The sequence below is a fragment of the Methylobacterium sp. genome (assembly GCF_019750675.1).
Taxonomy (GTDB): Bacteria; Pseudomonadota; Alphaproteobacteria; order Rhizobiales; family Beijerinckiaceae; genus Methylobacterium.
Genome location: NZ_JAIEOF010000030.1, coordinates 18,471 through 36,849 on the forward strand (window position 1 = coordinate 18,471; position 18,379 = coordinate 36,849).

Sequence of the window (18,379 nt, forward strand, 5' to 3'; positions counted from 1 at the left end):
CGGATGGGCGGCCCCGATAGGGGCCTGCTCGAAGCGGAGCTACGGCGCGCAGCGCCTCCGCAAAGTCCCATGAGTTTACGAATGGGCGCACTTATGGGGATATTGCATATCCCTGTGCTTCGGGCTAATGGCCAAGCTCGGGGGTCCGCGCTTGGCCATCTACCACCTCTCGGCTCAGGTCATCAGCGCAGGTGCCGGCAAGAGTGCCGTCGCCTCCGCTGCCTATCGCCGGGCGACCAACATGGTCCGCGAGGCCACCGGTAAGATCCTAACCTACGAGGGCAAGCAGCACGTCGCGCACACCGAGTTGGCCCTGCCGGCCGAGACCCCGGCGTGGTTTCGCAACGGGATCGACGGCCGCAGCGAGAACGGCGCTTCGGCCTATCTGTGGAACGCCGTCGAGCGGAAGGAGGGGCTGAAGGGCACCGGCTACGCGATGGAAATGAACATCGCGCTCCCGGTCGAACTCACCCTCGATCAGAACATCGATCTCGCCCGCGACTGGATCGAGAGCGCCATCACCGCGCAGGGCATGGTGGCGGACTGGGCCCTGCACGATGTGCCGGGTAATCCGCACATCCACGTCATGATCCCCCTGCGCAAATTCAGCGAAAGGGGGTTCGCATCGAAGTTCGAGTTCGCCCGCGACCGGGACGGAAACGTGCTCTACCGAGACGACGGAAAGCCGCGCTACGAGCGGCTGGCCGGGCCGATGAAGCACCTCGTCCCGTGGCGGAAATCGTGGGCCGAGACGACCAACCTGCACCTCGCCAAGGCCGGTCTCGACCTTCGCGTCGATCACCGCTCGCATGTCGAGGCCGGGATCAGGATCGAACCGACCGAGCATATCGGCGTCCATGCCTTAAACATGGCCAAGCTCGGCAAGCCCAGCAATCAGGTCGAAGCGGAGAGGCAGAAGCGCATCCGCAACGCGCAGGCGATCATCGACGATCCCGAGACGCTGTTGCCGATCCTATCGCGCGAAAAGAGCGTGTTCGACGAGCGTGACATCGCCCGGGCGGTGTTCCGCTACATCGACGATCCGACGGCGTTCGAGGCGGTTCGGTTGCGGCTCGGCCAATCACCCGAACTGGTGGCGGTCGCCGAGGAGGTGTTCGACCCGGAGAGCGGCCGCGTGGTCGCCCGGGCGCGCTGGACGACACGGACGCTGCTCGAAGCCGAGGTCCGGATGCAGGCCGCCACCGGTCGGCTGTTCGGTGACACCTCGCACCGGGTGCCGGATCGATCCCGCGACCGCGCTTTCGCCGCCCGCCCCGAACTGTCGGACGAGCAGCGCGAAGCGGTCCGTCACGTCACGGGAGCAGCTCGGATCGCCGCCGTGGTCGGCTTTGCCGGTGCGGGCAAATCGACGATGCTCGGGGTGGCGCGCGCCGCCTGGAATGACGGCGGCCATCGCGTCGTCGGCGGGGCCCTGGCCGGCAAGGCGGCCGAGGGGCTTGAGCGTAGCGCGGGGATCGCCAGCCGCACCTTGGCCTCGTGGGAACTCGCCTGGAAGAACGACCGCGATCGGCTCGGGCGGGGTGACGTGTTCGTGCTCGACGAGGCCGGCATGGTCGCGTCGGATCAGCTCTCGCGGATCGTGCAGGAGGTGGAGCGGCGCGGGGCCAAGCTGGTGCTGGTCGGCGACGCGATGCAGCTCCAGCCGATCGAGGCCGGCGCCGGGTTCCGGGCGATCACCGAGACGATCGGTTATGCCGAACTCTCGGAGATCTGGCGACAGGCCGATCCGGCGATGCGGCGGGCGAGCGTCGCCTTCGCCCGCGGCGAGATCGCTGCGGCGCTTGGGCTGTATCGCGAGCGCGGCATGGTCCGGTTCACGCCCGACCGGGAGGCGGCGCGGACCGCCCTGATCGCTGCCTGGAAGCCGGATTACCTCGGCCGGAAGCCCGATGGGCGAGCGACCGAAACCCTGATCCTGGCCCAGACCAATGCCGACGTTCTGGCCCTCAACACCATGGCCCGTTCCGCCCTGAAGGCGGACGGCATGCTGACGGGCGAGGCGCGGTTCGTGACCGAGCGGGGCGAGCGGATGTTCGCGCCCGGCGACCGGGTGCTGTTCCTCGAAAACGACCGAGCGCTCGGCGTGAAGAACGGCATGCTCGCCACGGTCGAGGCGGCGGAAGCCGGCCGGCTGACGGTTCGGCTCGACCGGGACGGCACCGGTGACGGCGAGCGCATCGAGGTGCGGGCGGAACTCTACCGCAACCTCGATCACGGCTACGCCGCGACCGTCCACAAGAGCCAGGGCGCGACGCTGGATCGGGTGCATGTCCTGGCCACGCCCGGCATGGATCGGCACCTCACCTACGTGGCGATGTCGCGCCATCGCCAATCCGTGGTGCTGCACGGCGCGCATGCCGACTTCATCTCGCCGGGGCGCCGGGCCAAGCTCGAGCGTGATCCATCCGCGGCGGCCCTCAATACGGCGGCGCTCGCCGGAATGGAGTGGCGGCTCGGGCGGGATGGGGCGAAGGCCTCGACCCTCGACTTCGCCGGCGAGGCGGCCTTCCGCGAGGCAGCCGTGGAGCTGTCCACGCTCGATCCGGGGCGGATCGCCCGCGATCTCACCGCCCTGGCCGGGCGGCTCGAGGCGGATGCCCCGATCCCGGACGATCCGGCTTCCGAAGCGGCTCAGGCTCCGGTCCAGGCCGATCCGACCGATCCGTCGGCCTCCCCGGCCCTGGCCGCGCTCGACGCCGCCTTGGCGCGGTTGGAGCGGGCGGAAACCGAGATCGCCGACAGGGTTCGGCCACAGGATCTTCGCGCCCTCGCCTCGGCCTTCGCCGAGCGTCGCAGCCTCAACGGCCACGCCGCGCTCGCCCCCGCCCTGGTCCGCCGGGCGCGTGTCATGGTGCGCAAGGCCCAGGCCCGGTTGCACCGCCTGCACGGCCTTGCCACGCGCCTGTCGGCGGCGTGGGGCGCGGTCGTCGCGCGCCACGGGATGGCCGCGACCGACATGGTTCAGGCCGCCGGCGCGAAGCCCTCGGCCGCGGTTGTTCCGGCGGCGGAGCCCGCGGCTCCTCCCGAGCCGAAAGCGCCGCTCGCGCCGTTCCTCGCCGCCGTCGATCTCGGCGCCAACGGCCTCAAGGCCGCCCTTTATGCCCGCGTCGATCCTGCGCGGGATCTGAAGCCTGAAATGGACTCGCTTCAGCGCCGCCTGCGCTCCGCGCTCAACAATTCGGGGCCGGTCTATGCCGCGATCCTCGCCGAGCTTCGACAGCGAAATTCTGTCTATCGGGAACGGATCGGTGCCCTCCTGTCCGATCCGGACGCCCATGGCGGCCTGCGCGGCCGCAAGGGCTGGTTCGTGCCGAAACAGGAGAAGGAGGAGCGGGCCTTCGCCGAGACCGCGTTCGAGCAGGCCAAGGCTGAGGCCATCAAGCTCAAACACGCCTTCGAGGGGTTGGCGGAGTCAGGTCGCAGCGCCGAGGTCGAGTACCGCCAGCGGCTGACGATCGAGGTGCCAGGCTTGAGCCCGGCCGCGGCGGCGGCCTTGGCGAAGGTCGGCCGCACGCCGGCGACGAAAGCCCTCGACGAGGCCGTGGCGGAGGCGGTGGCCACCCCCGAGCTGCGGGCCGAGGTCCTGGCCTTCGCCGAGGCCGTCGGGCGTCGGTTCGGTGCGAACGGATCGATCGGCCATGACGCGGAACGCGGCCTCGGCCCAGGGCAATGGCTCGACAAGGACGAGCGCGAGATCCTGAGCGGCGGGGGCTACGTCGCCTCCTACGTCAAGGACGGTTCGCTGTTCCGCGAGCGCTTCATGAGCCGGGCGCAGGAGCGGGACCTGGAGCAGGGCCCCGATCTCGGGCTGTCGCTGTGATGCCGGGGCTGCGGCGATTGCATTGGCGACGTTGGTGCAATGGGTAAGGGTAGGAGATAGAGCGCAGTCGAGGACAGGGCCGTCAGGGGACGGGATCGAGAGACTTGCCCGGTGCCGGCCGGGCCGACCGAAGGGGACGACACCATGAGCTTTCGTGATCTGCCGTCGCTGGTGACCCAGCGCGAGGAAGCCGTGACCCTGCTCGAGGCCATCGCCTCGGGCGTCGACGAGGCCGAACTGGCCCCGTACCTCATGGCGCTGATGACCTACGAGGCCGAGCAGGCCGCGGCGATCATGCGCGGCTCGGGCAACGAGATGAGCGTGCGGGTGCAACTGGGTGCCCTGCTGACCGAAGCCGGCCTCGTCACCCAGGAGGAGGTGTTCGCGGCGCTCGATGCCCGGCGGGCCCTCGGCCGGGGAGAGGCGGCATGAGCGCCGATCCCTACGTCTACGAGGGCACCGACGTCCTGCGGAACACCGCCGACATCCGCGATCCGCAGGCCCTGGCCGAGCGCGAGCAGATCGTCTCGTTCCGAGCGATGATCCAGATGCAGAAGGAGCCGGTGCTCGGAAACTTCGACCTGGCGCACTACGCCGCGATCCACAAGCGGCTGTTCGGTGAGATCTACCCGTGGGCGGGCGAGACCCGCACGATCGATCTGTGGAAGCCCGAGATCGTGCTCCAGGGCAAGAGCGTGGCCTACAGTCCGCCGGCGGCGATCGAGAGCCATGCCCGGTCGGCGTTGGATCGCCTGCGCCAGCCCCCGGGCGACTTGAAGCAGGACCGGCCGACGGTCGCCTACGCCCAGGCTTTCTCCGCCCTGTGGCAGGCCCACCCGTTCCGGGAGGGCAACACCCGGACCCTGCTCGCCTTCATGGAGCAGCACGCTCGCCACCACCGCCAGCCGCTCGACCAAGGCCTCATCAACCGGGTGCCGAGCGAGACCCGCGACGCCCTCGTCCTCGCCACCCGCGGCAAGATCCGGCCGCTAGCCGAGACGATCCAGAACGCGCGCTACTCGGAGGAGATGCGGGCGCATCCGGTGCTCGGGCGCCTGTCGGCCGACGCGGTTGAGGCGCTGCGCCTGATGGGCGCGCCGCGCATCGTCCTGCCCGAGCCGGGCGCCCAGGTCCGCGGGCAGGTGATCGCCATGAGCTATCATCATGCCCTGATCCGTGACTCCCGGCAGGTCTCGGCCGTGCCGCTGAGCGCCTTCCACACGATGCCGCGCAACAACGACCGCGTCGACGTCCGGGTGCTGCCCGAAGGCCGACGCCCCGAGAGGGAACAGCCGCGCGAGGACGCCGTGCGCTCCCAGATCGTCGGCCGGGTCCTGATCCCGGCGAGCCTCCTGGCCCTGAACGACCAGCGACCGGAGGAGGTCGGCCGCAACGCCATCGAGATCCCGGGGCCGAGCGAAGCGCTCGCCGAGGCCCTGAAGACGCGCTCGCCGCAGGAGATCGCCGCGGATCCCCGGTTGGCCCAGGAAGTGCGCCAGATCGACCGGAGCTTGATCGACCGCTTCGGGCGCGAAGGGTCGGCCGTGCTGATCGAAGGCTTGTCCGGTGAAGCCAGGAAGCTGCTCCCTCAGGGCCAGAGCCTGGAGGAGATCCGCGCGGTTCTGAAGCCGCTGCTCAAGGCTGTGGTCGCCGACGACAAGCTGCAGACGAGCCTTGCCCAGCAGCAGACGCTCGGCCGAGACGAGCCGTCCCTGGGACGCTCGGCATGACGCCCCTGTTCCGCGAGCCGATCACGACCGTCAGCCCCGGCCGGATCGTCGCCCTCGGCGCCATCGGCTTGGCCACCATGACCATGCTGGGTCTGCTCTGGTGGACCTTCTCGCCGATCCTCGGGCAGGTCTATGCCGGCATGCGCCTCGCCGAGACCGCCACCCTGTGGCGGTTCACCGGCTGGGGCCAGTACTTCATGACCATGCCGGCCGGGCAGCCCTTCGCCTTCGTCTCGATCTACAAGTCGTCGGTCGGCTTCGGCCTTGTGGCGACAGGGCTCACCGCGCTTCTGGGCTATCTGGCTTGGCGCAAGCGCAGCCGCGAGCACATCGAGGTCCTCATCACGGCACCCGCTCCAGGGTTCTCGCAGGAGGTCATCCTGGCGAAGTTCGCGCCGCCGCTCTGCCGGGTTCGGTCGCCCTCAGGCGCGGACGAGGCCGATGCTCCCGCGCGGGACGCCGTCATCGTCGCCAACCCGTTCGCGGGGCTGCGCGACCTGCGCGACGCGCGGGCGGTGGAGGGCGTTGCGGAATCGGTGCCCTGGCAATTGGCGGCCGTCCTGTTCCTCACGATCGACGCGGCGGCCCCGCTCAAGGACCGGAAGGCTCACGCCGCCGTGCTGAAGGCCGCCTGGACGGCTTCGGACCGCTTCGCCGCGGATCCAGCCGCCCCGCCGCTTACAGCGACCCAGGCCGACCTGCGGAGCCTCATGGTGTTGGCAATTTCGGATCAAGCCGGCCGGGACATCGATATGCTCGATCGGGTCCACGATCTAGTCGAAGGCGCCGCCACGCTGGACGACGCTGTCACCCGACTGGCGAGCCTTGCCCTGCCGACGGGCCGGCTGTTCTTTCCGGATTATGCATGGCTTCGCCATGTCGATCCGACCTTGCAGTCGGTCGTGACGAGCTATTGAGCCCTGGAGTTGCACGTGCGTGCTTTCGGTCTGGTCAAATATATAACACCAATTCTTATTGTTTTTCCTTTTGTGGCAGTTTCTAAAGATATTTCCTTCCTTCAGAAAGGGTATTATCTTCCTGATGATGTTGGATGTAGCGGTATCGGAGGTGCTGGTGCGATGTATTTTGATGGATCGAATATCTCGGGGCACTATGAGCAATGCAAAACGCATAAGCTAGATAAAATTGGCAATTACAAGTTTGTGTGCATTGAGGCGCAGGGGGTAGATCGGCCGATAACGGCTGATATTGAAAGGGATCCTGATAGATCAATTACGGTTGTGCATCTTGATGTCAGGTCGAGCACATCATTCGTAATGAAGCGGACAATTTATAATCACTGCCCAGAGCCAAAGAGAAATTGATGTTGTAATTTCTGGTGTCAATTTGGGCGCTGGGCAGACCCGTGAGACCTGCCCAGCGTCAATTTTCAGGTGCCGCTGCCGGTCATGTAGGTGGTGATCACGCCGATGATGACGCCGAGGATGGTGATGCCCGAGCCGACGACGAGCCCGACCAGGGACCGGCCGGCATCCTCGCGGGCGTTGTCGTCCTGCGAGGACTTGTAGAGCTTCACCCCCGAGATGCCGGCCAAGGCAATGCCGACCACCGCGAACAGGATCGTGAACACGATGCCGGCGTTGTTGCCGCCGGTCGCGATGCTGCTGGCGTTGAGCGCCGAGCTGGACGCCTTCTGCCGGGCCGTCTTGAGGATATCGAGCGGTGCCGTCGGATCGCCGGTGGTATTTTGAGCCCAGGCCGGCAGTACGCCCAGGCCGAACATCGTCACACTCGCGAGGACGCGGTACTGCATATCCTTGATTTGCACAGGAGCCTCCATGGTCATGCTGCGGTTCTGGATCGGTCGATCGGAGGCCGAGCTTCGCTCATGATCTCCCCCAGGACTTGATCGACGATCGTCTTGGCGATCCGGTCCTCTCCGAACCGCGCCAGCGCGGCCACCCGGCCCCACGCCTCGATGGCGGTGCCATCGGGAAAGCGGGTTGCCAGGATGCGCAGCGCATCGTTGACCGCCATGCGGCGGTACAGCTCGTCTCGCACCAGGCGGTCCTCCGCCTTGGTGGTCAGGGCCCACAGCATCCGGGGGCCGAGCGAATTGTTCAGGACGATCCAGCGCTCTTCCTCGCGCAGCTTGAACCGCGTCAGAAGGTTGGCACCCCGCCGGCCCTGCGGGCCGTGGACCTGGCGCTCCAGCGCGCTCTTCACCGCCAGATCGAAACCGAAGACGCGGCGCGCCTCCTCGCGGATCTCGTTGGAGTCGGCGTTGAGCACCATGACCGTCGAGGCCATGTCGGCCAGCGTGTCGAAGTCGGCGAGCAACTGCGAGACCAGGATCAGCTCGAGGCCCCATTTGCGGCCCTCGCGGGCGTCGCTCTTCACCTGCTTGGCGATGGTCTCGACGCCGCCGGTCAGGTGATACTCGTCCATGCACAGGCGCTTGGGCGTCTCGGCGATCTCGTGGTAGCGCGCCTCCCAGTAGCGGACGTATTCCGCTCGCAGGGCCTCGTCCGAGGGCAGATCCATTTTCGGGATTTCCTCGGCGAAGCCGGAGATCTTCGACAGGTAGATGTGCCGGGAGATCAGGAACATGAGCGCGTTGTTGCGCTCGGCCTCCGGCGACTTGTGGCGCAGGGCCACGTCCTGCACGTCGATCGACACCACCCGCGCCTCGCCGACATCGAGGCGGGTCGGCCGGGCGAAGATCGGGTACTTCTCGATCGCGCTCTCCAGCGCGCGCTGGGCCTGGCGGATCAACTCGGGCGTGAAGTCTTGAGCCATGATCGGCTCGCCGAGCACCCGGGCGAGATCCTCCAGGATCGGCGTGGCGTAGCGCTGCGCCCGCTGGGCCGCCGTGTAGAGCCGGCGCTCGACGAACGCGTCGACGAGACGCCACCACTGGACCTTGTTCCCGACCGGAATCCGATGATCGGACAGCAGCCGGTCTATCTCGGGATCGACGTTGGGCTGGTAGATCGACGGCGAGGACGAGAATTGCAGGTCGCTCTTGATCTGGAACACCCGGGTGATGAGACGCGGGATCAGGAGCGCGGCCTCCGGTGACGACACGTTGAGGAGCGTCGCCAGGAAGTTCTCGATGAAGGTGCGCTCGCGATCGAGCGGCAGCCGTCGGCCGAGCCCGAGATCGAACGGGTTGACCGCGTAATCGGGGTGGTTCAGCGGCCGCACGTAGAACGCCTCGTGCCGCCGCTCGGGCGGCAAGGCGTTGCGCAGCAGCTCGATGAACCCCGACGAGCTGACGCCGACGTCGATCACGCCGATGAACGGCAGGGCCGCCCCGGCGCTGAAGGCCGCGAACTCGACGTTGAGCCGGTTCATCAGCACCGACTTGCCCGAGCCCGGCGTGGCGTAGATCAGGGTGAGCCAGAACAGCTGCTCGGCCGACAGCGCCTCGTAGGGCATCGGCTTGCCGTCGGGCGTCAGCAGCATGCTCTGGCCCTGCTTGAAGATCGGCGCGGTGCGGTGGAACGGCATCAGGGCCGCGAGGTCGCCGAGCGGCGCGATCGAGCCCGGCGGCACCTCCGCCTGCACCGTCATGCCGGCGACCGTCTCGCACAGGGCGCGCAGGGGATTGTGGGGCGCGTCGGTCATCACCGCCTCGCCCCAGGTCATCATCCCACTCATCAGGTAGGAGCGGCGCCGCTCCAGCAGGCCCGGATCCTCGCCCGGTTCGGTCCAGGTCGTGGCGATGACGCGGCCCTTGACGATCGCCTCGCCGTCCTTGTCGACCACGTCCTCCAACTCGCGCAGCGCCCGGAACAGGTTCTTGTTGGTCGGACTCGCGAAGGCGAGGAGCCCGGCCAGGACCTTGCGCAGGCGGAAGCCGACATCGTTGTCGCGCAAAGCCTCGAGGTGGAAGCAGACCCGGAACGGCATGTCGGCGGTCTTGCTGGAGGACTCCAGCAGGGTCTCCAGCAGCCGGTTGAACGGCAGGAGCGTGGAGGGGAACATCCGCATCACGGCGAGCGCGTAGCGGCGCCCGCCGAGGTCGAGGGCCCGCATGTTGCTGGCGGCCTCGGCGTTCGACGTCATGATCTGGCGGGCGACGGTGGGCGTGAAGAACTCCGAGACGTCGTCGTCGTGCCGCTCCTTGGCGCCGGGATAGCGCCGGGTGCCCGGCCCGTAGGGCGTCCAGCCGTCGGGCGTCTCGTGGTAGAGGACGGCCGCCCGGATCTGCTCCAGGTCGCGGCGGCGCCCCTTGTCGTTGGGCGAGAGCACCCGGCCCTGCAGGCGCGCCTCGCCGAGCGCCTCCATGATCCGGCGCACGAAGGCGCCGTGCGGGCCGGCGATCGATCCGAGATGCAGGTAGGGGTTCTGTGCGTCGCGCGCCGGCGGCAACTCCTGCCAGGCCTTGCGGTTCGCCTTCTGCTCCTTGCGCACCTCGTCGGCCGCGCCAGCCGAGGGCCGGGTCCAGGCGGCGAGCAGGATCGTCTCCGAGCGCGACCGGCCCTCCAGCACCGTGCGGCCCTCCTCGATCAGCGCCTCGACCGAAAGGCCCTTTTGCCGGGCGCGCCGGCCCTGCTGCTGCACGAACGGATCGAGTATCTTGGCCGTATTGAGCGAGGACTCGTAGGAGATCGTGATCTGGTGGCCGGGCCGCTTCAGGATCTGCGCGATCCCGCCGGCAAACCGCTCGACGACGTTGTGGAGGTAATCCTCGCCCGAGACGATGGACCGGGTGCCGTCGATCTCGATCAGGGTGAGCTGCGAGCCGTCATGGGCGTAGACGACCGCCTCGCTGCGCTCCGGATCGAAACCGGCAAGGTCGCAGAACTTGTCGGCCGTCCTCATTGCGGCATTCCCTGCAGGAGGACGGAGAACTGGTAGACCGGCACGCAGAGCGCGAAGAGCCAGGCGCCGAGAATGCCTGGAACGACAGCCCGCAACAGGGGAGCGGGCCGGACCGTGAGGGCGCAGAAGATCTGGCTGCCGGCGAACACGACCGCCGCGCAGGACAGCATGATGCTGGCCGGGTAGTAGACGTAGATCAGCGGACGGGTCGTGATCGCCCCAAACAGGCCTTGGACGAGGCTGGCGTAGAACAGGCCCGTCAGCAGCAGGCAGCCACCGACCGCCATTCCGCTCAGATGCAGGATCCGCTGCAAGCTCCGGTCGGAGCAGACGAGACGGGCCCAGGCCGGTGCGGCGAAGACCGCGAATATGCCCGTGGCCATGGTCAGGGCGATGGCCGCCCCGCTCACCACGGGATGATCGACGAGATAGAAGGCGGTGTTGGCCGTGAGATGGTCGATCGCTTCCATGGCGGACCTAATCGGCAAAGTAGAAGGAGATCTGGCCGATCAGGAGCGTGACGCAGGTCATCGCGCTGCCGATGATGACGGCCACGACCCAGTTCCCGGCGGTGCCGTCGCCGGTGGCGTTCGCCTGATAGACCCGCACCATCGCGTAGCCGGCCATGGCGATGCCAGCCACGCCCGCTCCGACGACCAGCAGCCATGCGAGGGCGGGTATGCTGTCGATCAGCCCGCGCAGAACGTCGGCGATCCCCTTCGATCCGGTCATGGCCGCCTCGCGTAGCTGGCCGGCAGGGTCTCCGGCCGGTAGCCGGCACCGTAGGCCGGATCGGGCCCGTAGCCCGTCCCGGCGCCGGCCGCGACGCGGGCGGCGTCGAGGGGCACCACGACCGGCTGCAGGAAGACGATGCCGATGGGGAAGTTCACCGACGAGGACAGGGTCGGGGGGCGGCTGAACGAGCGCGCCGCCGCGGCCGACATCGCCTGCCCCACCGGCATGGCCGCCCCCAGGCCGGCGGTCAGCCAGTCGATCTTGCGGCCGGACTGGACGGCGAAGCCGTCGCCGAAGGTCGTGTTGGTGTTGAGCTGCGTCAGCTGCTGGCCGACTTGGCCGACGCCCTGAATCAGCCCGGCGACGACGAGGCCGCCGTAGCGCTCGAGCACGTGGTTGTCGACATCCTCGGCTACGCCGGTCCGGGCCTGATCGACGGTGATCGCGATCGCCTGCATCGGCCCCTGGCGACCGTCCTGCAGGATCATCGTGGTGAAGCGGATCGAGGCTTGGGTCTGAGAGTAGACGATCTGGCCCATCAGCCGGATGCCGTTGAGGGGGCCCGGCTGCTGGCGCTCGTCGAGATCGACGATGGTGGCGAAGATCGGCGCCGCCGGATCGTCAGAGTTGAACCCGCGGTCCAGCACCGCGTAGGCGACGTCGCCGGCGCGCGCCACGGTGGCGTGGCGGATGCCGGGCCCGAACGGCCCGGTCACGACCGGGGCCGCGGCGGCCCGCGCCTCGGGGGGCTTTTCCCGCTCGCCCTTGGCGAAGGAGCGCACGAGGAATCCGCCGGGGTTCGGCTTGAGCAGCGCCTTGATCTGCTCGTTGATCGCCGCGACCTGCTCGGGATCGGCCGTCGGCTGAACCGGCGCATCCTTGTAGACGGTGTGGACGACCTCGCGGTCGCGGTAGACGATCTTCTCCGGCACCGGGGCCGGGGCGGGCTCGGCCGGCTTTTCCGGGGCCGCGTCCGGCAGTTCCCCCAGCGTCGCGCCACGGCTCTCCGCGATCACGACCGGGGCGACGTAGGGTTTGCCGGCACCGGCCTTCTCGTCGGCGGCCTGTTGGTTCACGCCCGCCCGCCGATCGGCCTCCGCCTTGCCCACCGGCTTCATCATGTTGTTGGGCGGATTGGGCGTCTGACCCCGGATCTCGGAGGCGCCCCCGATGCCCTTATCGGCGCCCGGCGCCTCCGACAGGATGAAGGCCGCGGAGCCGAGCGCCACCATCAGGACGACACCGCCGAGGGCGGCCGTTTGTTTGGTATCGAGCATGCCGTCTCCCTCAGAACTCGACGCTGATGGCGGTCTCCGAGCCGTCGCCGCGTTCGGCGACGAGGCGCGAAGCCGGGCGCAGGAACTCGTAGATCCGGTAGCCCTCCGGGGCGTCGGCCGACGCCACCGGCTGCGGGCTCACCAGATTGCCCTGGACCCGCACGTACATCCGGTCGCGGTAGAGCCAGGCCTGCGCCCCGTTGGCGACGAGCACCTGCGCCCCGGCCGGCGGGGTTCCGGCCCCGAACAGGTGCAGGAGCGCCGTGGTGTCGGGCGCCCCCGCGCCGCGGGCGGCGGGCCGCCCGCCGCCCTTGCGCACCGGGCCGGAGCTCGCCGCGGCGACCTTGACGGGGGTGAGCGGCGAGGTGCCGGCCACCCGCACCGTGACCGGGATGTCCACCGTCTCGCTCTGACCGGACAGGACCATCAGGGGGATCGGATAGGGGACGTTCTCCAGCCGGATCAGGATGTTGCCCCAGGTGTCGTAGCGGCAGGGCATCAGGTTGATCGATGTCGGCCGGTCGGAGCCCGCCGCGGCCGCGACCTGGGTCGAGCCCATCGCGGCATCGACGCCGCAGCCGGTGCCGTCCTGCGCGAACAGGCGCGGGTCGTAGGCGACCGAGGCGATGGGCCAGGGATGGCCCTTGCCGTCGACGAAGGTGATCGGCGAGACGATTCCGTAGGCCAGATGCAGCGTTTCCGGGGCCGACCGGCTGACCTCCTGCGTCACCGAGAGCAGCCGCGGCTCCGGCCGGGGCATGCGCCCGTCGCGGCCCGGGAAGTTGCCGGCGCCCTGCGCGTCCTGCACCGCGCGGCGAACGCCCTGGATCTCGTCCGGCTTGAGGATCACGCCCTTCGAACTGCCGAGCATGCGCTGGCGCAGCTCCTCGAGTTCGGCCGCCGTCAGCGGGCGCGGTGCCGGCGCGGGGGCCGCATTGGTCGCCGCACCGACGGGCGGAACACCGGTCGGAGGGACGCCGAACGGGCGGCGGACCGCTCCGGCGCCCGAAGCGGGCGGGCTCGCGCCGCCGGATGCGCTGCCCGCGGTCGCGGCCGCATCGGCATCGGCAGGCTGCCCGGCCGCATGAACGCCGTGGGCGCGTGCCGCCGGAGCCGCGCCGAGAAGGGCCGCGAGCAGGCAGCCGGAGACCCGAACGCGGGTCGAGGCGTGACCGACACGGGTCATGGACTCACCTGATTGGTCAGTTGCTGCGTCGAGATCACCGAGTCGATCGCGATGCCGTTGGGATTGATCGGCGAGGGATCGATCCGCACGATCGTCATGGTCAGGAGCCGGCGCTCGACCTTGGTCTCGACGTTGGTCCGGTAGAAGATTTGCAGCGGCACCTCGACGATCCAGTAATAGCGACCGCCGGACTTGCCTTCCTCGGAGATGTTGGCCGGATCCGTGGTCACCGCCGAGACGGTCTGGTAGCCGAGCACCACCTTCTGGATGATGCCGCTCTCCTGCAGGGCGGCGCGATAACGGTCGCGACCCTTCGGCGTGAAGGACTGGCTGAGCGCGTTGTTGATGAGTGCGCGCCAGTTGGCATAGTCGTAGCTGTTCAGCTCGACCGCCGCACTGACGGCGAACTCCTTCAGCCGGGCCTGGCTGATGTTCGGTTCGGTCAACGGGATCGCGTCGCAGACGGCTTGCGCGTCCGAAGTCCAGATGAATTGCTTGATCGGAAAGCGGTAGAAGGCGTTGTAGAACAGCAACCCGTTGACGACGAGCGAGATGCTGAGGAACACCGACAGCAACAGGATCCAGTTCCACTGGTTCCGGAGCATCATCTGACCCGCGTCGACCTCCCGCGAGATGCGGTCGGCCGACTTCATGGTTCACTCCTGTCGGTCTGTAAGGCCGGTTGCGAGACGGCCCGCACTTCGCAGCCGAACACCCCGCCGTCGGCGACGTAGGGGATCACCTCCGCCCGCTGCAGGCAGAAGTAGGTGAGCCACATCGTCCCTATGAGCGACGCGAACAGGGCACCGGCCAGGAACGAACTGGCGCGCCCGTAGCCGGCGAGCTGCTCGGCCAGGGCCGAGGGCGACAGGCAGCCCCGGGCCGAGGGCAGGCTGAACGCCCCGATGGTCACGCGGCGGGCCATCTCAGCTCCCGGTCAGGACGGAGCGCAGCTTGGCGTCGTCGCCGGGCTCGTACCCCACCATGATGGCGAGCCGCCCGTCGGGGCGGGGCACGAACAGCGTCGGCACGCCCGGGCGCAGCTGCGGGGCCGCCGCGAAGATCGAGGCGAAGGCTTGCCGGTTCTCGTCGAGCTTGGCCGCGATCTCCGGGCTCGGCGCGACAGCCGGGGTGAGCTTGGCGTCGAAGGCGCTCTTGAGTGCTGCGACGTGATCGGGAGCCGACAGGATCGCCGCGGCCATGCGGGTGCCGGCCTCGGAATCGCCCAGCACCACCACCGGGATCCAGCGTGCCGCGACCTGGCCGTGCAGGGCCGTGAAGGCGGCGTGGCAATAGGGGCAGCGCGGATCGAAGAAGATCGTCGCCACCCGGCTCTCCGGCGTTCCGGCCGGCACGTCGACGATCGCCGCGAGCTTCCCCAGCGTCTCGATCACCTGCCCGGCCTTCTTCGAGTCCTCGATGGTCGCGAAGTTCGCCGATGGGGCAGCCGGAGATTGTGCAACCTGCGCAGAGGGGGGCAGCGCCGGCGAGACCGGAGGGCCCGACGCCAATCCTGTAGCCGGCAAGGCACCTGCCGTAGCGGAGCCGTTTGGGAGCGCTGCCAAATTCTGAGTAGTCGGGCTCGCAACGATCTGAATTTGCACCGGAACCCAATGTTTATCCGTGGCAAAAAAGACACATGCAATCAAAGATCCCGCCCAAGCGATGTGTTTGATTGCGCTTTCCATCGTGGTCCGCCCGCCTACAGTCCTGAATGCTCAGGGTCGGCACTTATTGCGAAGCCTTCCTCGGTATGTCAATGAAACATCTATGCGTACCGGGTAATGGGTAGCCATATGGGGCGGGATATGGGCCATAAGTGGGGGTTGTGAGCGACATGTGTTTTGTATGCAATCCACCTTTACTTGGTTTTAGGTGGGATATCCTTCGCCCTGCGGCGCGGCCGTCAAAGTAATTGGCTGGTCGAGCCCGTGTCCTGTGACGCGGCCCTACCCAGAGCGTGCAATGCAGCAAATGTTTAGAGACGCATCGAGGCTTGCGACGACAGTTGTAAACATCGTCGGGTTGTCGGCGGGGCTTTTTACAACGTTACTGATCGGCCCCGTCAACGGCGAGGAGGGACGGCAAAACCGATCGAGATTTGAATATCACGACGGGCGTGCTGAAGAAAAACGCCCTTACCGGCGGCCTGATCTCGATACCGATCCGACGAATTTGAAGATGGAAGAGCTGCGCGAGCGGATAAACGCGCTGGAGGAAAGATTAGAGCTGCTCGAACGAAATTCGAACAATTCTAAATAGGTGCGGTGATGGTCGTTCCCGATCTTGGCAGTCTGCTCGTTTCGTTGAGTGAGGTGTTCCCGCTCTTCGTCAATTTGATCTTTTTGGGCATTGCCCTGCTGGGGATCTGGTTCGGGACGTCCGGCCTCTACGCACTCTACGGTGTCGCGGCCGGGGAACATAAATTCTCCAATCGCCCGGTGACGATCGATACCGCTTTCGGCAAGCTCGCCCTCGCCGGCGCGATGATCGTGGCGCCGGTCCTGCTGTGGAAATTCGCCAACAGCTTCGTGCTCGGCGGCGATATCACCTACAGCATGTTCAACTACGGCGGGTCTCAGCGTGGGTCGACCTGCGATCAGATCAGGGCGGCGATCACATACTTCTTCATGTGCCTCGGCGCCCTGGCGTGGCTCGTCGCCGGACTGAAGCTCTACAAGGCGACTTCAGGCCAGCATGACGGGGCGGGCTCGGCCTTCCTGTACCTCGTCGGCGGCACCCTGGCGTTCTTCATCAACGACGTCGCCCAGCTCGTCGGCAACACGATCAAGATGGACGTGTCGCTGTCGAACGTCTGCACGATGATCGGGGGCTGAGATGGAGGACGCTCCCCTAGCGGCCGCTGCGTCGGACCAGCCCCTGCACCTCCGAGACCGCGAAGGCCCACAGGGGCGCCCGCGCCTCGAACAGCCTCCCGTGCTCGATCTGCCATGCGCGGTAGCGCGAGACCATGGCGGTGGCGCACACCACGAGGCAGAGCAGCGCGGCCCCGAAGAGCGTGAGCCACGAGCGGGCATAGATCGCCCAGGCGGCGGCCAGCACGCCGATGATCTCGGCCGCCACGAACAGCGTCAGGGCCTGTTGGCGCTCATAGGCGGCCAGGGTCCGCGGATCGGTGCCGTCGAGGGCGTAGGTGCGGCCGAGTTCCGCCAGGGAGAAGGTCGCGCCGCAATTCGGGTCGTCGCAGCGGCGCCGATCGAGCGCCTCGGGATCGCTCATCAGGCGGCCGCGCCGGCAGGTGGGGCAGAGGGCGTGCGTCCCGCCCAGCACCGTCCCGCCCATGGCCGCGAAGCTGCGATGCTCCGGTCCGACCCGGCGCGCGAGGCGTGCCCTCACGAACGAGACGATCCCCATCTGGGTCACCTGCTGAAGTTATCGATCCGTCGGCGCTTGTGTAACAGCATCAGTCGGTATCGCAAGGCAAATACAAGTCCGATTACGCGGGGTATGATTATGAGCGCAATTCGGGTGAAGGCGGCCGTTAGACTGGTGGCTGTGCTGATCGGTATCGGCGTTCTGCTGCCCGGTTGCGTCAGCACCGGAAGCAGCACCTCGGGGCATGTCGATGCCAAGCTGCGTGAGCACGGGATCTGAGCCATGCGCCTGAAGGCAAGGATCCTCTCCGGCGTGCTCGGCACCACCGCGCTCTGCGTCCTCGGGCAACCGGCCGGGGCTCAGGTCGCCAACACCTACTGCGCCCAGAACCCGGCGGCCTGCGCCCCCGTCGCCCCTGCGGGGGGCTACGGCTACGGCGCCCCGGCCGGCGGCGGCTACGGCTACGGCGGACCCGGATATGGCGCTCCCGGCTACGGTGGGGGGTATGGCGCCGGCTATGGCTATGGCGGCCCCGGCTATGGCGGCCCCGGCTACGGTGGACCGGGCTACGGTGGACCGGGCTATGGCGCCCCCGGCTACGGCGTTCCCGGCTACGGCGGCTATCCGCCGCCCGGCTACTACGGCCCGGGGGGCCTCGCCCAGGCCAACGTCCTCAATGCCATCGCCAACGGGCCCCGCTCCCTGCCGGGTCAGGACGGGCAGCCGTTCGCGCCCAACGTCGGCGACAACTCGGCACCGCCCGCCCCGCCTCACCCGTCGAACCCCGACTTCCAGCGCTATTCGGCCGGGGTCTTCGGCGATGCCAACCGTCCGACCAAGGTCGTGCAGCGCACCGCCCGGACCGCCGGCATCCAGGATGGCTACCGCGAGGAATCCCGCAGGATCGCCGCCTACCTCGATACGTCCGACATCAGCGACCGGCTCGACGCCAAGTACCCGTTCGCCACCGTGATGATCGGCCCCGACATCGTGCCGCCGGTGGTGTCCGAGCTGCGCGGGGTGCGCCAGACCCCGAGCCGCACCCTGTTGGTCACCACGCTCGGCAGCTTCGAGATCCTGCGCGACGCGCGGGTCACGGTGCAGCCGCCGAACTGGCGCGACTACCTCACCGTCACGCCCCCGCCCGAGGCCAAGACCACGTGGACCCCGCCCAAGGGCGATATCGAGCAGGCCAACTGGGAGGTCGGGTACAAGGGCGGCCTGGAGGTGGGCGTGCAGCAGGCCCGCGCCGCCTTCGACGACGGCTTGGCCCGGCTCGACCGCGATTACTCCGGGATGCGCCGCTATCAGGATCTCGCGGCCCAGGGCGCGGTCAGCCTGCCGATCGTGAAGACACGCGCCACCGCGCTCAAGGTCGGCAAGGGCGGCCGCTCGGCCGCGGTCGATCAGCGCCTCCTCAAGATCGTCGTCACCCCGAAATTCCTGCGCACCGCCTCGGCGGCGGCCGCGACCCCGGAGTGAG

The 18,379-nt window shown here is 68.2% G+C and carries 18 protein-coding genes; 8 read left to right on the plus strand and 10 right to left on the minus strand.

Translation table 11 applies throughout. The annotated features are described in order from the left end of the window. Window positions 1-151: 151 nt before the first annotated feature. The 5 genes from traA to K2X24_RS01345 all read left to right on the plus strand — a co-directional run bounded on the left by traA (window position 152) and on the right by K2X24_RS01345 (window position 6,896). The gene (gene traA, locus K2X24_RS01325) at window positions 152-3,841 is read left to right on the plus strand and encodes a Ti-type conjugative transfer relaxase TraA (protein ID WP_292493953.1); all 3,690 of its coding nucleotides are present in this window, start codon (window positions 152-154) and stop codon (window positions 3,839-3,841) included. Between the two features lie 144 nt (window positions 3,842-3,985). Beyond that, window positions 3,986-4,273, plus strand: a complete 288-nt coding sequence (locus tag K2X24_RS01330; protein WP_041359180.1) for a hypothetical protein — start codon at window positions 3,986-3,988, stop codon at window positions 4,271-4,273. Then, window positions 4,270-5,571, plus strand: coding sequence for a Fic family protein (locus tag K2X24_RS01335; RefSeq protein ID WP_292493956.1), 1,302 nt, complete (start codon window positions 4,270-4,272; stop codon window positions 5,569-5,571). The genes K2X24_RS01330 and K2X24_RS01335 overlap by 4 nt, the downstream gene beginning before the upstream one ends. Continuing rightward, window positions 5,568-6,488: a hypothetical protein gene (locus tag K2X24_RS01340; protein ID WP_012778846.1), complete on the plus strand. Its 921-nt coding sequence runs from the start codon at window positions 5,568-5,570 to the stop codon at window positions 6,486-6,488. The genes K2X24_RS01335 and K2X24_RS01340 overlap by 4 nt, the downstream gene beginning before the upstream one ends. Before the next feature lie 15 nt (window positions 6,489-6,503). Next, window positions 6,504-6,896 (plus strand): hypothetical protein, encoded by a 393-nt coding sequence (locus K2X24_RS01345; RefSeq protein ID WP_158021007.1) that lies wholly within the window; start codon window positions 6,504-6,506, stop codon window positions 6,894-6,896. 65 nt (window positions 6,897-6,961) lie between these two features. On the opposite strand, the gene K2X24_RS01350 is transcribed toward K2X24_RS01345, so the two are convergent. From K2X24_RS01350 to K2X24_RS01390, 9 genes are read right to left on the minus strand one after another with little or no spacing between them, the layout of a single operon-like run. Then, entirely contained in the window at window positions 6,962-7,378 is a 417-nt protein-coding gene (locus tag K2X24_RS01350; RefSeq protein ID WP_111772157.1) for a hypothetical protein, read from the minus strand. Beyond that, on the minus strand, window positions 7,375-10,362 hold the full coding sequence (locus K2X24_RS01355; protein ID WP_012778848.1) for a hypothetical protein: 2,988 nt from the start codon (window positions 10,360-10,362) through the stop codon (window positions 7,375-7,377). Before K2X24_RS01355 ends, K2X24_RS01350 begins: the two co-directional genes overlap by 4 nt. Next, a complete protein-coding gene (locus K2X24_RS01360; protein ID WP_041359121.1) occupies window positions 10,359-10,832 on the minus strand; it encodes a hypothetical protein in 474 nt (157 codons plus the stop codon). Before K2X24_RS01360 ends, K2X24_RS01355 begins: the two co-directional genes overlap by 4 nt. A 7-nt stretch (window positions 10,833-10,839) precedes the next feature. Continuing rightward, window positions 10,840-11,094 carry a hypothetical protein gene (locus K2X24_RS01365; protein WP_012778850.1) on the minus strand — a complete coding sequence of 85 codons (255 nt, stop codon included), beginning with the start codon at window positions 11,092-11,094 and terminating at the stop codon, window positions 10,840-10,842. Next, window positions 11,091-12,374 carry a DotG/IcmE/VirB10 family protein gene (locus K2X24_RS01370; RefSeq protein WP_012778851.1) on the minus strand — a complete coding sequence of 428 codons (1,284 nt, stop codon included), beginning with the start codon at window positions 12,372-12,374 and terminating at the stop codon, window positions 11,091-11,093. The genes K2X24_RS01365 and K2X24_RS01370 overlap by 4 nt, the downstream gene beginning before the upstream one ends. Window positions 12,375-12,384: 10 nt before the next feature. Further along, entirely contained in the window at window positions 12,385-13,560 is a 1,176-nt protein-coding gene (locus K2X24_RS01375) for a DotH/IcmK family type IV secretion protein (RefSeq protein WP_012778852.1), read from the minus strand. Continuing rightward, complete coding sequence (locus K2X24_RS01380) at window positions 13,557-14,213, minus strand: DotI/IcmL family type IV secretion protein (RefSeq protein ID WP_012778853.1); 657 nt, start codon at window positions 14,211-14,213, stop codon at window positions 13,557-13,559. The genes K2X24_RS01375 and K2X24_RS01380 overlap by 4 nt, the downstream gene beginning before the upstream one ends. Continuing rightward, entirely contained in the window at window positions 14,210-14,485 is a 276-nt protein-coding gene (locus K2X24_RS01385) for a hypothetical protein (RefSeq protein WP_012778854.1), read from the minus strand. The genes K2X24_RS01380 and K2X24_RS01385 overlap by 4 nt, the downstream gene beginning before the upstream one ends. 1 nt (window position 14,486) lies before the next feature. After that, the gene (locus tag K2X24_RS01390) at window positions 14,487-14,954 is read right to left on the minus strand and encodes a hypothetical protein (protein WP_244414126.1); all 468 of its coding nucleotides are present in this window, start codon (window positions 14,952-14,954) and stop codon (window positions 14,487-14,489) included. Between the two features lie 571 nt (window positions 14,955-15,525). Between K2X24_RS01390 and K2X24_RS01395 the strand changes: the two genes are divergently transcribed. Together K2X24_RS01395 and K2X24_RS01400 are read left to right on the plus strand one after the other, a co-directional pair. After that, on the plus strand, window positions 15,526-15,822 hold the full coding sequence (locus K2X24_RS01395; protein ID WP_158021008.1) for a hypothetical protein: 297 nt from the start codon (window positions 15,526-15,528) through the stop codon (window positions 15,820-15,822). A gap of 8 nt (window positions 15,823-15,830) precedes the next feature. Next, window positions 15,831-16,397, plus strand: a complete 567-nt coding sequence (locus tag K2X24_RS01400) for a hypothetical protein (RefSeq protein WP_080579962.1) — start codon at window positions 15,831-15,833, stop codon at window positions 16,395-16,397. 16 nt (window positions 16,398-16,413) lie between these two features. On the opposite strand, the gene K2X24_RS01405 is transcribed toward K2X24_RS01400, so the two are convergent. After that, a complete protein-coding gene (locus K2X24_RS01405; RefSeq protein WP_041359123.1) occupies window positions 16,414-16,935 on the minus strand; it encodes a hypothetical protein in 522 nt (173 codons plus the stop codon). Window positions 16,936-17,178: 243 nt separating this feature from the next. Here K2X24_RS01405 and K2X24_RS01410 point away from each other — a divergent pair, with 243 nt between their 5' ends. Beyond that, entirely contained in the window at window positions 17,179-18,378 is a 1,200-nt protein-coding gene (locus K2X24_RS01410) for a type IV secretory system conjugative DNA transfer family protein (RefSeq protein WP_292493966.1), read from the plus strand. Window position 18,379: the final 1 nt, after the last annotated feature.

What these genes read in the sequence shown, in the direction of transcription:
- K2X24_RS01330 (WP_041359180.1), top strand. Translation starts at nt 3,986, where the DNA reads ATGAGCTTTCGTGATCTGCCGTCGCTGGTGACCCAGCGCGAGGAAGCC.
- K2X24_RS01335 (WP_292493956.1), top strand. Translation starts at nt 4,270, where the DNA reads ATGAGCGCCGATCCCTACGTCTACGAGGGCACCGACGTCCTGCGGAAC.
- K2X24_RS01340 (WP_012778846.1), top strand. Translation starts at nt 5,568, where the DNA reads ATGACGCCCCTGTTCCGCGAGCCGATCACGACCGTCAGCCCCGGCCGG.
- K2X24_RS01350 (WP_111772157.1), bottom strand. Translation starts at nt 7,378, where the DNA reads ATGACCATGGAGGCTCCTGTGCAAATCAAGGATATGCAGTACCGCGTC.
- K2X24_RS01355 (WP_012778848.1), bottom strand. Translation starts at nt 10,362, where the DNA reads ATGAGGACGGCCGACAAGTTCTGCGACCTTGCCGGTTTCGATCCGGAG.
- K2X24_RS01360 (WP_041359121.1), bottom strand. Translation starts at nt 10,832, where the DNA reads ATGGAAGCGATCGACCATCTCACGGCCAACACCGCCTTCTATCTCGTC.
- K2X24_RS01365 (WP_012778850.1), bottom strand. Translation starts at nt 11,094, where the DNA reads ATGACCGGATCGAAGGGGATCGCCGACGTTCTGCGCGGGCTGATCGAC.
- K2X24_RS01370 (WP_012778851.1), bottom strand. Translation starts at nt 12,374, where the DNA reads ATGCTCGATACCAAACAAACGGCCGCCCTCGGCGGTGTCGTCCTGATG.
- K2X24_RS01375 (WP_012778852.1), bottom strand. Translation starts at nt 13,560, where the DNA reads ATGACCCGTGTCGGTCACGCCTCGACCCGCGTTCGGGTCTCCGGCTGC.
- K2X24_RS01380 (WP_012778853.1), bottom strand. Translation starts at nt 14,213, where the DNA reads ATGAAGTCGGCCGACCGCATCTCGCGGGAGGTCGACGCGGGTCAGATG.
- K2X24_RS01385 (WP_012778854.1), bottom strand. Translation starts at nt 14,485, where the DNA reads ATGGCCCGCCGCGTGACCATCGGGGCGTTCAGCCTGCCCTCGGCCCGG.
- K2X24_RS01395 (WP_158021008.1), top strand. Translation starts at nt 15,526, where the DNA reads ATGCAGCAAATGTTTAGAGACGCATCGAGGCTTGCGACGACAGTTGTA.
- K2X24_RS01400 (WP_080579962.1), top strand. Translation starts at nt 15,831, where the DNA reads ATGGTCGTTCCCGATCTTGGCAGTCTGCTCGTTTCGTTGAGTGAGGTG.
- K2X24_RS01405 (WP_041359123.1), bottom strand. Translation starts at nt 16,935, where the DNA reads ATGGGGATCGTCTCGTTCGTGAGGGCACGCCTCGCGCGCCGGGTCGGA.
- K2X24_RS01410 (WP_292493966.1), top strand. Translation starts at nt 17,179, where the DNA reads ATGCGCCTGAAGGCAAGGATCCTCTCCGGCGTGCTCGGCACCACCGCG.